Annotated in this window: 11 protein-coding genes; 10 read left to right on the top strand and 1 reads right to left on the bottom strand. The window is 67.8% G+C overall.

Going from position 1 to position 12,527, the window contains the following annotated elements:
- Position 1 precedes the first annotated feature (1 nt).
- From LRS08_RS07460 to LRS08_RS07415, 10 genes are all read left to right on the top strand, one after another.
- Entirely contained in the window at positions 2-481 is a 480-nt protein-coding gene (locus LRS08_RS07460; RefSeq protein ID WP_260481515.1) for an MgtC/SapB family protein, read from the top strand.
- Entirely contained in the window at positions 468-2,927 is a 2,460-nt protein-coding gene (gene ligD, locus LRS08_RS07455) for a DNA ligase D (protein WP_260481514.1), read from the top strand. Before LRS08_RS07460 ends, ligD begins: the two co-directional genes overlap by 14 nt.
- A gap of 58 nt (positions 2,928-2,985) precedes the next feature.
- Positions 2,986-5,463 carry a circularly permuted type 2 ATP-grasp protein gene (locus LRS08_RS07450; protein WP_257844265.1) on the top strand — a complete coding sequence of 826 codons (2,478 nt, stop codon included), beginning with the start codon at positions 2,986-2,988 and terminating at the stop codon, positions 5,461-5,463.
- Positions 5,463-6,341 carry a transglutaminase family protein gene (locus tag LRS08_RS07445; RefSeq protein WP_257844266.1) on the top strand — a complete coding sequence of 293 codons (879 nt, stop codon included), beginning with the start codon at positions 5,463-5,465 and terminating at the stop codon, positions 6,339-6,341. Before LRS08_RS07450 ends, LRS08_RS07445 begins: the two co-directional genes overlap by 1 nt.
- A gap of 79 nt (positions 6,342-6,420) precedes the next feature.
- Complete coding sequence (locus LRS08_RS07440; RefSeq protein ID WP_257844267.1) at positions 6,421-7,371, top strand: DnaJ C-terminal domain-containing protein; 951 nt, start codon at positions 6,421-6,423, stop codon at positions 7,369-7,371.
- A 9-nt stretch (positions 7,372-7,380) separates the two neighbouring features.
- Positions 7,381-8,316 carry a YihY/virulence factor BrkB family protein gene (locus LRS08_RS07435; protein ID WP_260481513.1) on the top strand — a complete coding sequence of 312 codons (936 nt, stop codon included), beginning with the start codon at positions 7,381-7,383 and terminating at the stop codon, positions 8,314-8,316.
- A 3-nt stretch (positions 8,317-8,319) separates the two neighbouring features.
- Positions 8,320-9,123 (top strand): enoyl-ACP reductase FabI, encoded by an 804-nt coding sequence (fabI, locus tag LRS08_RS07430; RefSeq protein ID WP_257844268.1) that lies wholly within the window; start codon positions 8,320-8,322, stop codon positions 9,121-9,123.
- A 1-nt stretch (position 9,124) separates the two neighbouring features.
- Complete coding sequence (locus tag LRS08_RS07425) at positions 9,125-9,652, top strand: GNAT family N-acetyltransferase (protein ID WP_257844269.1); 528 nt, start codon at positions 9,125-9,127, stop codon at positions 9,650-9,652.
- A 70-nt stretch (positions 9,653-9,722) separates the two neighbouring features.
- Positions 9,723-10,790 carry a chorismate synthase gene (gene aroC, locus LRS08_RS07420; protein ID WP_257844270.1) on the top strand — a complete coding sequence of 356 codons (1,068 nt, stop codon included), beginning with the start codon at positions 9,723-9,725 and terminating at the stop codon, positions 10,788-10,790.
- A 105-nt stretch (positions 10,791-10,895) separates the two neighbouring features.
- Positions 10,896-11,132 carry a hypothetical protein gene (locus LRS08_RS07415; protein WP_257844271.1) on the top strand — a complete coding sequence of 79 codons (237 nt, stop codon included), beginning with the start codon at positions 10,896-10,898 and terminating at the stop codon, positions 11,130-11,132.
- 42 nt (positions 11,133-11,174) lie between these two features.
- On the opposite strand, the gene LRS08_RS07410 is transcribed toward LRS08_RS07415, so the two are convergent.
- Positions 11,175-12,464: an adenylosuccinate synthase gene (locus tag LRS08_RS07410; protein ID WP_257844272.1), complete on the bottom strand. Its 1,290-nt coding sequence runs from the start codon at positions 12,462-12,464 to the stop codon at positions 11,175-11,177.
- Positions 12,465-12,527 lie beyond the last annotated feature (63 nt).

The raw sequence follows: 12,527 nt of genomic DNA, 5'->3' as shown, positions 1-12,527 counted from the left end.
GATGGAGTTGAACCCGCCGATCACCTTCGACGCACTCAACTGGGATCCGTGGCTGCGGCTCGCCGGCGCGGCCGTTGCAGGCCTGCTGCTGGGGCTCGATCGTGAGGTGCGCGGGCATGGCGCGGGGCTGCGTACGCACGCGATCCTGTGCTTCTCCGCCGCGCTCATCACGGTCTGCGCGCTGGCGCTCTACTATCAGCTGGGCGGTGAGGAATCGCAGGCCGATCCGCTCCGCGTGATCGAGGGAACCGCCGCCATGGCCGGCGTGATCGGAGGCGCGCTCATCGTCTTCTCCAGGGGCGAGGTGAAGAACCTCACCACCGCCGCCCATATCTGGCTTGCCGCATCGATCGGCATCGCGTTCGGCGCCGGGCTTTATCCGATTGCGGTGATCGGCACGGTCGGGTCGGTGCTGCTGCTCACCCTGTTCGGCTGGATCGAGGACAGGGCCTTTGCGGGACGACGCGATGGCCAAGACTGACCCGCTCGCAAAATACAATGCGATGCGCGATTTCGCGAAGACGGCGGAGCCGCGCGGCGAGATCGGCAAGGGTGAAGGCCGCACCTTCATAGTGCAGAAGCATGACGCGACCCGCCTCCACTGGGATTTCCGGCTGGAAGTCGACGGGGTGCTCAAAAGCTGGGCGGTGACGCGCGGCCCCACCCTCGATCCCGGCGCAAAGCGGCTGGCGGTGCGCACCGAGGATCACCCGATGTCCTATGCGACGTTCGAGGGGACGATCCCCAAGGGCGAATATGGCGGCGGCACGGTGATGCTATGGGATCGCGGGACCTGGGCGCCGGTGCCGGGGAAGAGCGCCAAGGATCTGGACAAGGGCCATCTCCACTTCACCCTGGATGGCGAGCGGATGAAGGGCGAATGGCTGCTGATCCGCCTCAAGCCGCGCGGGAAGGAGAAACGTGAGAACTGGCTGCTGCGCAAGATCGACGACGCCTATGCTGGCGCGACCGATACGCTGGTGGAGACGGCGCTGACCAGCGTCGCCACCGGGCGGACGATGCTGGAGATCGAGGAGGGGGTCAAACCTGCGCGACAGCATAAGGCCGCAGCGCCGAAGGTCGCGAAGAGCCAGATGTCAGGCGGCAAACGCCCCAACTTCCGCGACCCTCAGCTCGCCACGCTGGTCGATGCGGTCCCCGCCGGAAACGGCTGGCTGCACGAGATGAAATATGACGGCTACCGCGCGATGGTCGCTCTGGGGAAGGGCGGGCCAAAGGTCTTCACGCGGTCGGGCCTCGACTGGACCGACAAGTTTGCGCGCATCGCGGAAGCCGCTGCCACGCTCCCCGCCGCCTCGGCGCTGATCGATGGCGAGGTGGTCGCATTCAAGGACGGCAAGCCCGATTTCTCGACGCTGCAGGAAACCCTGTCCGAAGGGCGCGGCGACCTCGCCTTCTTCGCCTTCGACCTGCTGGAACTGGACGGGGAGGACATCGCCGTGCTCCCCCAGATCGAGCGCAAGGAGCGTCTCCGCGCGCTCGTCGCCGGGGCCGATCCGCGCATCCAATTCTCCGAACATGTGCTGGGCGCGGGCGAGAAACTGTTCGAGGCGATGTGCCGTGAGGGGCATGAGGGCGTGATTTCGAAGCGCGCCGACGCTCCCTATCGCGGGACGCGGTCCAAGAGCTGGCTCAAGACCAAATGCACGCGACGGCAGGAGTTCGTGATTGTCGGCTGGCTGCCCAGCAGCGCGAGCGGACGCGGGCTGCGCTCGCTGCTGCTCGGCGTGCATGAAGATGGCGCGCTGCGATACGCGGGCAAGGTCGGGACCGGGTTCAACGCGACCAACTCCGCGGCGCTGATGGACAAGCTCGCCCGGATCGAGCGCAAGACGCCGCCGGTCGACGTCCCCAAGGTCGCGGCGCGCGGGGCGCATTGGGTCACGCCCAAGCTGGTCGCGGAGGTCGCCTTCGCCGAATTCACCGCCGAGAATGTCGTCCGCCATGCCAGCTTCATCGCACTGCGCGACGACAAATCCGTCGATCAGGTCGTGACCGAAACCGCCGCGCCGCCGCCCGCCGCACCGGAGAGCGATGTGAAGATCAGCAACCCCGACCGCGTGATCTTCCCCGATTCAAAGATCACCAAGGGTCAGCTCGCGGACTATTATGCCGCCGTCGCGCCAATCTTGCTGCCCTGGCTCACCAACCGCCCGGTCAGCCTGGTGCGCTGTCCGCAGGGCCGCGCCAAGCAATGTTTCTTTCAGAAGCACGACGCAGGCAGCTTCGGCGAACATGTCCATCATGTCGACATTCGCGAAAAGGACGGGTCGGTCGAACCCTATCTCTACCTCAAAGATGCCGACGGCGTGCGCGCCTGTGTCCAGATGGGGACGATCGAATTTCACGGCTGGGGCAGCCGGGTCGAGGATGTCGAAAAGCCCGACCGGCTGGTATTCGATCTCGACCCGGACGAGGGGCTCGACTTCGCCAAGGTGAAGACGGCGGCGGCGGATCTGAAACGGCATCTCGCCGATCTCGGCCTCACCAGCTGGCCGATGCTGACCGGGGGCAAGGGTGTTCACGTCATCGTGCCGCTGACCCCGCAGGCGGAATGGCCCGAAGCCAAATCCTTCGCCGAACGCTTCGCCCGCGCGCTGGCACAGGCCGAGCCGGACCGCTTCACCGCCAACCTCAAAAAAGCCGAGCGCAAGGGCCGCATCTTCATCGACTATCTGCGCAACCAGCGCGGCAGCACCGCAGTCATGCCCTATGTCGCGCGTGCCCGCCCCGGCGCGCCGGTTTCCGCGCCGTTGAGCTGGAGCGAGCTGCGCGACGCCGACAGCGCGCAACGCTTCACCGTGCGCGACGCCGCCATGCTGCTCGACCGCGCAACCGGTCGCGCGCTCGCCGGTTGGGGACAGGCGGATCAGGTGCTGCCCGACTTTTTAGCCCGGCAAGCCTAAAGCTTGTTGCACCCGCGAGCATGGCCCGTCACACACAGTCCGTCGAAGGGGGCACTGAATGGCGATCGCTGTGGCGGACACATATGACACGGCGACGATCGCGCGGCGCTGGCTGACCGATTATCGCGCCGCCACGCCCGCGACCGATATGCTCTACGCCGCCGGGCTCGACGATCCGGCGTGGAACGCGGCGCTGGAGGAACTGGCCGAACGCGCGGGCGAAGATCTGACCGCCGCGCGCGAAAAGGCGCAGCGCCATGCCGAAGATATCGGCACCGGCTTCCGCATCGCGGGGGAGGGGGAGGAGCGCCCCTGGCCCCTGTCGCCCGTCCCGCTGCTGATCGACAAGACCGAATGGCAGGGGATCGAGGCTGGCGTGGCGCAACGCGCCGAGCTGTTCGAAGCGGTGCTCGCCGATTGCTACGGCCCGCAGACGCTAGTTCAGGGCGGCAGCCTGCCCGCGAGCCTGTTGACCGGCAGCCCCTATTTCCTGCGTCCGATGATGGGGCTGGAGCCGCCTGGCGGATGCCACCTCCACTTTGTCGCGTTCGACTTGTGCCGGGGCCCGGCGGGCGAGTGGCGGGTGCTCGCCGATCATCTGCGCGCGCCGGCGGGGGCGGGCTATGCGCTGGAAAACCGGCTCGCCATCGCGCGCATGCTGGGCGGGTTGCAGGAACGGCTCAATATCGAGCGGCATGCGCCGTTCTTCGCGGCGTTTCGCGAAGGCATCGCCGCGCGTTGCCGCCGCAGCGATCCGCGCATCGGGCTGCTGACGCCGGGACGCCTCAACCCCAGCTATGCCGAACAGGCGCATCTCGCACGCTATCTCGGTTTCCTGCTGGTAGAGGGCGGCGACCTCGCCGTGCTCGACGACCGGGTCTATCTGCGCACCATCGCGGGGCTGAAGCGCGTCGATGCGCTGTGGCGGCGCGTCGATCCTCGGATGATCGACCCGCTCGCGTTCGATTCGCATTCGGCGATCGGGGTGCCGGGACTGATCGACGCGATGGCGCAGGGGGAGGTGGTGATCGCCAACTCGCCCGGCGCGGGGATGCTGGAGGCACCCGCCTTCGCCGCCTTCCTGCCGCGCGTCTGCGCGCGGCTGACCGGCGAGAGCCTGAAGCTCGCCAATATCGCGACTTGGTGGTGCGGCCAGCCGCGCGAATGCGCCGAAGTCGCGAGCGACCTCGACAATATGGTGATCGCTCCCGCATTCGGCGTCGCGACCAATGTCCTGTCCGACGCGATGCTGGGATCGGCACTGTCGCCCGACACCCGCGCCGCGCTGCTCGCCGACTTCGAACGCCGCCCGCAGGATTATGTCGGGCAGGAGGTCGTGCGCCTTTCGACCATGCCGGTGGTCAGCGACGGGCGGCTCGAAGCGCGACCCTTCACGCTGCGCGTGTTCGCGGCGCGCGGAGCGGACGGCAGCTGGCATGTCATGCCCGGCGGCTTCGCGCAGATCGGCGACAAGCCCGACGCGCGTGCGGCGGTGATGGGGGAGGGCAACTGGTCCGCCGATGTCGTGATCCATGGCGACGCGCCGGTCGCACCGGTGACCCTGCTCCAGCCGAGCGATACCACCCAGCTGCGCCGCAATCCCGGCACCCTGCCCAGCCGCGTTGCCGACAATCTCTACTGGCTCGGCCGCTATCTTGAGCGCGGCGAGGCGCGACTGGGCGTGGTCCGCGCGCTGCTCGGCCATTCGATCAGCGCCGACAGCGGCGCTGCGCTCGCCGCCGACACGGTTGGGCGGCTGGTCGGGCTGGTGGTGGAGGCGGGGGCGGCACCCGCGCCCGACAGCCTCGGTCGCGCGCACCTCACCCGCTTTGCCGAAATCGCGATGGACGCCGCCGATGGCTGGTACAGCGTCCGCGCGATCAACCGTCAGGCGCGCGCGATCGGCGCGGTCAGCCGCGACCGGCTTGCCGCCGACATGATCCGCCTGCTCGACGCGCCCTATCCGACGCGCGGCGGCGCGCTCGATCGGGCGGGGTCGCTCCAGCGGCGCTATTCGGCGCTGGCGGGGCTGTCGTCCGAACATATGGGCCGCACCGATGCCTGGCGCTTCCACGATCTCGGCCGCCGGATCGAGCGCGCGGTGGCGACCGTTTCGGCGCTGCTCGCATTGGGTCAGCCCGATGCGACGAGCGACGACCTCTCCGCGCTGCTCGATCTTGCCGACAGCCAGATCAGCTATCGCCAGCGTTACCTGACCGGCATCGCCCGCGTGCCCGCGCTCGACCTGATCGCGCTCGACCCCGGCAATCCGCGCGGCATCGCGTTTCAGGTGGAGGCGATCGTCGCGCATCTCGACGCGCTGCCGGTGCTGTCCGACGACGGCCTCGCCGAGCCGCAACAGGGGCTTGCGCGCGAACTCGCCGCGATGGTCGCGACCGCGCAGGCGGCGCATTTCGGCAACGACCAGCTTTACGCGATCGGCAACAAGCTCGCCGCGCTGTCGAACGCGGTCGCGCGCCGCTATTTCCTCCACGGATCGGAACCGCTGCGCGCCTCCGGGCTCGTGGTCGGCTGATGCGCTACGCCATCCGCCACGTCACGACATTCGACTATGGCGAGCCGGTCGGCTTCGCCCGCTGCAACCTGCGGCTGAAGCCGATCCACTGGTCGGGGCAGCAGCTGCACGACTATAGCCTGAGCATCGAGCCCGGCGGCGATACCGCGCCCGCCCGCGCCGAGGCTGGCCTCGCCAATGTCGTCCGGCTGGTGGTGACTCAGGCGGTGCGCAGCCTGACGATCGAAAGCCGCTGCACCATCACCGTCGACCGCCCGGTGCCGCTGCCCGCGCCGAATGATCCGACGCTGGCGCAGATCGCCGCGCAGGCGCGCGCCAGCCGCGATGCAGGACCAGCCAGCCCCGCCTCCTATCTCTTCCCCTCGCCCCTGATCCCGCTCGACCGCGACATTGCGGAGTGGTGCGCGCAGGAACTGGACCCGCAACGCGGCGCGCTGGACGCCGCCATCGGCCTCGCCCGCCGCATCCAGAGCGAGTTCGACTTCGATCCGACCGCGACTCTGGTCGACACGCCTCCGCACGAAGCATTCCTGAAGCGCGGCGGCGTATGTCAGGACTTCGCGCAGATCATGATCTCGGGCCTGCGCGCCGCCGGTCTCCCCGCCGCCTATGCCTCCGGCTATCTGCGCACCCTCCCGCCGCCCGGTCAGCCGCGCCTCGTCGGGGCCGACGCGACCCATGCCTGGGTGCTGTTGTGGTGCGGGCCGGAGCGCGGCTGGGTCGGGGTCGATCCGACCAACGGCATCTGGATGGCGAGCGACCATGTCATCATCGCGATCGGCCGCGACTATACCGACATTGCCCCGATCGACGGCATCGTGCTGGGATCCGGCGCGCAGAACATGGCGGTGTCGGTGGATGTCGAGCCGCTCGAATAGGCGCCAACCCTTGCACTCTCCCCCCGCCGCGCCGATGTAGCGGGATAATACGCTGAACGAGCATCAACAGGGAAACATCGTGGCCGATCCGTATTCGACTTTGGGTATCTCGCGCGGGGCCAGCGAGGATGAGGTCAAGAAGGCGTATCGCAAGCTCGCCAAGGAGCTGCACCCCGACCGCAACAAGGACAATCCCAAGGCCGCCGAGAAGTTCAGCACCGTGACGCAGGCGTACGACCTGCTGATGGACAAGGACAAGCGCGCGCGGTTCGATCGCGGCGAGATCGACGGCGACGGCAACCCGACCTCGCCGTTTGGCGCAGGGTTCGGCGGTGCGCGCGGCGGACCGCAGGGCGGCTTTCGTCCCGGCGGGTCGCAGTTCGATTTCGGCGGCGGTGGCGATGCCGGGTTCGAGGATATCCTCGAAGGGTTGTTCGGTGGTCGCGCAGGCGGCGGGTTCGGCGGGCAGCAGGGCGGCTTTTCCAGCGGCTTCGGTCGCCGCCCTCCTCCGGCCAAGGGCGCCAATGTAGCATACCGGCTGCGCGTGCCGTTCGAGGATGCCGCAGCGCTGAAGCCCCAGCGGATCCAGCTGCGCGACGGATCGACCATCGACCTCAAGCTGCCCAAGGGGGTCGAGACCGGCACCCAGATGCGGCTGTCGGGCAAGGGCGATTCCGGCCCGGGCGGCAATGGCGATGCGATCGTGACGATCGAGATCGAACCGCACCGATTCTTCACTCGCGACGGCGATCATATCCGCCTCGACCTGCCGATCACGCTCAAGGAAGCCGTCGCGGGGGCGAGCGTGCGCGTGCCGACGCCGGAGGGCCCGGTGAACCTCAAGGTTCCCGCCGGGTCGAGTTCGGGCAAGACCTTGCGGCTCAAGGATCGCGGCTTCCACGGCAAGGGCGCGCGCGGCGACCTGCTCGCCACGCTGATGATCGAGATACCGGGATCAGACCCGAAGCTCGCGGAGTTCGTCGCCGACTGGACCGATCAGGGGAACCCGCGCGCCCGGCTGGGCGTCTGAACGGATAGCGTGACCGAACCCGTATCCCCCGAATCGCCTGAAGCGCGGCGGCACGGCTTTCACAAAAGGCTGTCCGACCTCGGCGTCACGGACCGGGCGATCGAGGTAGCCAGGCGGGTGGCGGTCGGTGCCTATACCGATGGCTTCACCCATGCCGGCAACCTTGCCTATTTGAGCCTGGTCACGCTCTTCCCGTTCTTCATCGTCGCGACCGCAGTGGCGCGGCTGGTCGGGCGCACGGGCGACGGGCTTCAGGCGGTGGCTGCATTCCTGCGCACCGTGCCCCCCGAAGTCGCCGATCTGCTGCGGCCTGCCATCCTCGAAGTGCTCGACGCGCGCTCGGGGTCGCTGCTGTGGCTGGGCGCGCTGGTCGGGCTGTGGACCACGTCGGGCTTCATCGAAACCGTGCGATCCATCCTGCGTCAGGCCTATGGTATCCCGTCGGGCACGCCCTTCTGGCGGCTCAAACTGGCCACCATCGGCATGGTTATCGCATCGGTGATATTGGCAATGATGGCATTCAGTTTCCAGGTGCTGCTGATCGGCGCGGAACAGTTCATCCTGCGCGTCCTTCCTTTCGCGTCGGACGCGGCGCGGATGATCTCGCTGACCAAGGTCGCGCCCGCCATCGCCTTGTTCGGCGCGCTCTACATTCTGTTCTACACGCTCACTCCGTCGCGTTACCGCAAGTCCGAATGCCCCAAATGGCCAGGCCCGGCCTTTGTGACTCTTTGGTGGATGGGTTGCACGGCCGCGCTTCCCGAGGTGATCAGCTCGTTTGGCGGCTATGGCCTGACCTATGGCAGCCTCGCTGGCGTGATGGTTGCACTCATCTTCTTCTTCCTCATCGGCTTCGGGGTCGTTATCGGCGCCGAACTCAACGCGGCACTGGCAGAAACGCCCGAGAACGGGTTAGAGACACCGCTTGAAGGGACCGGAGGGTAAGACGTGACCGGATTGATGCAGGGCAAGCGCGGGCTGATCATGGGGCTCGCCAATGATCGATCGCTCGCCTGGGGGATCGCCAAGAAGCTGCGCGAACACGGCGCGGAGCTGGCATTCAGCTATCAGGGCGAAGCGCTGGAGCGGCGCGTGCGCCCGCTCGCGGAAGAGCTGGGCAGCGACTTCCTGATCGACTGCGATGTCAGCAACATGGACGCGCTCGACACCGCGTTCGAAACGCTTGCCAGCCGCTGGCCGACGATCGACTTCGTCGTCCATGCGATCGGCTTCTCGGACAAGAACGAGCTGCGCGGCGGCTATGTCGACACCAGCCTCGACAATTTCCTGATGACGATGAACATCAGCGTCTATTCGTTCGTCGCGGTGGCCAAGCGCGCGAGCGCGATGATGCCGAACGGCGGATCGCTGCTGACGCTCAGCTATTACGGCGCGGAGAAGGTCATCCCGCATTATAACGTGATGGGCGTGGCCAAGGCTGCACTGGAGACCAGCGTCCAGTATCTCGCGGTCGATCTCGGTCGCGACAACATCCGCGTCAACGCGATCAGCGCCGGTCCGATCAAGACGCTGGCGGCGAGCGGCATCGGCGACTTCCGCCTGATCCTCAAGTGGAACGAGCTGAATGCCCCGCTCAAGCGGAACGTGACGATCGAGGATGTCGGCGGCGCCGGCCTCTATTTCCTGTCCGACCTGTCGAGCGGCACCACCGGCGAAACCCACCATGTCGACGCCGGCTACCACGTCATCGGCATGAAGGCCGAAGACGCCCCGGATATCGCGCTGGTCTGAGATGACCATCACCATCCGCCCCGCCACCGGCGGCGACGTCGCGGCGATCGACGCGCTGCTGCGGCGCAGCTTTCCTGCGGCGGATGAGGCGATGCTGGTCCAGCGGCTGTGTATCGATGGCGACATGGTGCTGACCCTCGTCGCGGATGACGAGGAGACCGGCGCGCTTGCGGGCATGGTCGCGTTCAGCCGGATGGAGGTGCGCGTCAACGACGTCGCCCTCGCGGCCGTCGCGCTCGCCCCCGTCGCGGTCGAGGCGGCGTACCGGAAACAGGGCGTGGCCGAGGCGCTGATCGCGGCGGGGCACCGGCATCTCGGCGATGCGGGCTATCTGCTCAGCTTCGTGCTCGGCGATCCGGCCTATTATGGCCGCTTTGGCTATGCCGCCGATCTCGCGCGCGGTTTCGACTCGCCTTATGCGGGTGACTATCTGATGGCGCTGGCGTTGCAGGACGGAAAGCTGCCCTGCGGGGTGCGCGGCGTGGCGAGCCACGCGGGTGCCTTCGCGGCGCTGGCGCAGGACGCCTGATCCGGGCTTTCTCCGACCCGCGATCCTTCTTGCTTCCAAATCGCTTGGGATTGGGCGAGGAGATGACGCCATGAGCTTCAACACCTTTGGCCGCGTGCTGCGCTTCACCACCTTTGGCGAGAGCCACGGCCCGGCGATCGGTGCAGTGGTCGATGGCTGCCCGCCCGGCCTCACCCTCAGCGAAGCCGATATCCAGCCCTTTCTCGACAAGCGCCGCCCCGGCACATCGCGCTTTACCACGCAGCGTCAGGAGCCGGACGCGGTCCGCATCCTCTCCGGCGTATTCGACGGGCGGACCACCGGCACCCCGATCGGCCTGCTGATCGACAATGTCGACCAGCGCTCGAAGGATTATTCGGAGGTCGCAGCCGCCTATCGTCCCGGTCATGCCGACTATGCCTATGACGCCAAATACGGCTTTCGCGACTATCGCGGCGGCGGGCGCTCCTCGGCGCGTGAGACGGCAATGCGCGTCGCGGCCGGCGCGGTCGCAAGGCTGGTGATTCCGGAGGTGACGATTACCGCCTGGGTCGAGGCGATCGGCGGCGACGCCATCGACTATGCCAAGTTTGACGCGAACGACATCGGCAACAACCCCTTCTTCTGCCCCGACCCCGACGCCGCTGCCCGCTGGGAAACGCTGGTCGATGACGCGCGCAAGGCCGGATCGTCGCTCGGCGCGGTGATCGCGTGCGCGGCGACGGGCGTTCCGGCGGGCTGGGGCGCGCCGCTCTATGCCAAGCTCGACAGCGAGCTCGCCGCTGCGATGATGAGCGTCAATGCGGTGAAGGGCGTCGAGATCGGCGACGGATTTGCCGCAGCCGCCTTGTCCGGCGAGGCCAACGCCGATCCGATGCGTCCCGGCGCGGACGGCCCCGAATTTCTCGCCAACCACGCCGGCGGCATTGCGGGCGGCATCTCGACCGGCCAGCCGGTCCGCGTGCGCGTTGCGTTCAAGCCGACCAGCTCGATCCTGACCCCGGTCGAAACCATCACCCGCGACGGCGAAGCGACCGAGATCCGCACCAAGGGCCGCCACGACCCCTGTGTCGGCATTCGCGGCGTGCCGGTGGTGGAGGCGATGATGGCGCTGGTGCTCGCCGATCAGAAATTGCTCCACCGCGCGCAATGCGGCTGACCCGAACCGCTGAACCGGTTGATTATGTGGACAAAGTTCGGGCTGAAATGCGACTTTTGACCCCGTGCGCGCGTTCAGCCCGCGTCGGGTAGTCAGGAGTGTCTCATGCGCCACAAGACGTTGTTCAGCCTCATCGCCCTTGGCGGGTCCACCGCTGCCATCGCGGCGATCGGCACGCCACAGGCCGAGCCGCCGCTTCAGAACGAGCTGACCAACGAAGCGGTCCCGGACGACACGACCGCACCGGAGACCTTGTCGAACCGGACCGATGTCGAGCCCAGCGCCGACCCGACGCATCACGGGACCGAAACGGTGCCCGAGCCCAATTCGACCTTCTACTGACCTGTTTCGTCCCCGGGCGCGGCGCGCCGCGTCCGGGTCACATCAGTCCGCGAACGGATCGCGGACCAGGATCGTGTCCTCCCGCTCGGGGCTGGTCGACACCAGCGCCACCGGACAGCCGATCAACTCCTCGATCCGGCGGATATATTTGATCGCCTGTGCCGGCAGCTGTGCCCAGCTGCGCGCGCCGGCAGTCGACTCGCTCCAGCCCTCGATCTCCTCATAGACCGCGACCGCGCGCGCCTGATCCTGCGGGCTGGGCGGCAGATAGTCGTAATGCTTGTCGCCGACGGTATAGCCGGTGCAGATCTTCAGCGTCTCCATGCCGTCGAGAATGTCGAGTTTGGTCAGCGCGATGCCGGTGACCCCGCTCAGCGCGACCGACTGGCGCACCAGCACCGCGTCGAACCAGCCACAGCGGCGCTTGCGCCCCGTCACCACGCCGAACTCGCGGCCGCGCGTGCCGAGCAGTTCGCCCACCTCGTTATCCTGCTCGCTCGGGAACGGGCCGGAGCCGACGCGCGTCGTGTACGCCTTGACGATCCCCAGCACGAAGCCGACCGACCCCGGACCAAGGCCGGAGCCCGACGCCGCCGACCCGCTCACCGTGTTGGACGAGGTGACGAAGGGATATGTGCCATGGTCGATGTCGAGCAGCGCGCCCTGCGCGCCCTCGAACAGGATGCGCTTGCCCGCTTCCTTCGCGCCCTTCAGCGTCAGCCACACCGGCGCGGCATAGGGCAGCACCGACGGCGCGATCTCGCGCAGCTCCTCGAGCAGCCGGTCGCGGTCGATCGGCGGCTGGCCGAAGCCGGCGCGCAGCGCGTCGTGATGCGCGCACAGCCGGTCGAGCTGCGGCCCGAGATCGTCGAGATGCGCCAGGTCGCACACGCGGATCGCGCGGCGGCCGACCTTGTCCTCATAGGCCGGTCCGATGCCGCGCCGCGTCGTGCCGATCTTGCCCGCGCCGCTCGCATCCTCGCGCAGCGCGTCGAGGTCGCGGTGAAAGGGCAGGATCAGCGGCGCGGTCTCGGCGACCTGCAGCGTTTCCGGCGTGATCTCCACGCCCTGCGCGCGCAGCTTCTCCATCTCGTCGCGGAAATGCCAAGGGTCGAACACCACGCCATTGCCGATCAGCGACAGTGTCCCGCGTACCAGTCCGGAAGGGAGCAGCGACAGCTTGTACACCTTGTCGCCCACAACCAGCGTGTGGCCCGCATTGTGCCCGCCCTGAAATCGGACGACGAGGTCGGCGCGGCTGGCGAGCCAGTCGACGATCTTGCCCTTGCCCTCATCGCCCCATTGGGCGCCGATCACCGCGACGTTCGCCAAGTTTCCGATCCTTTCCGGTATGCGCGGCTCCCCTAGAGCGCGCGCGCCGCTACGTCCAGCACC

The organism is Sphingomonas sp. J315 (genome assembly GCF_024666595.1).
In the GTDB taxonomy this organism is placed as follows: domain Bacteria; phylum Pseudomonadota; class Alphaproteobacteria; order Sphingomonadales; family Sphingomonadaceae; genus Sphingomonas.
This window is presented reverse-complemented; position numbering and strand designations above follow the sequence as displayed.

What these genes read in the sequence shown, in the direction of transcription:
- LRS08_RS07460 (WP_260481515.1), top strand. Translation starts at nt 2, where the DNA reads ATGGAGTTGAACCCGCCGATCACCTTCGACGCACTCAACTGGGATCCG.
- ligD (WP_260481514.1), top strand. Translation starts at nt 468, where the DNA reads ATGGCCAAGACTGACCCGCTCGCAAAATACAATGCGATGCGCGATTTC.
- LRS08_RS07450 (WP_257844265.1), top strand. Translation starts at nt 2,986, where the DNA reads ATGGCGATCGCTGTGGCGGACACATATGACACGGCGACGATCGCGCGG.
- LRS08_RS07445 (WP_257844266.1), top strand. Translation starts at nt 5,463, where the DNA reads ATGCGCTACGCCATCCGCCACGTCACGACATTCGACTATGGCGAGCCG.
- LRS08_RS07425 (WP_257844269.1), top strand. Translation starts at nt 9,125, where the DNA reads ATGACCATCACCATCCGCCCCGCCACCGGCGGCGACGTCGCGGCGATC.
- aroC (WP_257844270.1), top strand. Translation starts at nt 9,723, where the DNA reads ATGAGCTTCAACACCTTTGGCCGCGTGCTGCGCTTCACCACCTTTGGC.
- LRS08_RS07415 (WP_257844271.1), top strand. Translation starts at nt 10,896, where the DNA reads ATGCGCCACAAGACGTTGTTCAGCCTCATCGCCCTTGGCGGGTCCACC.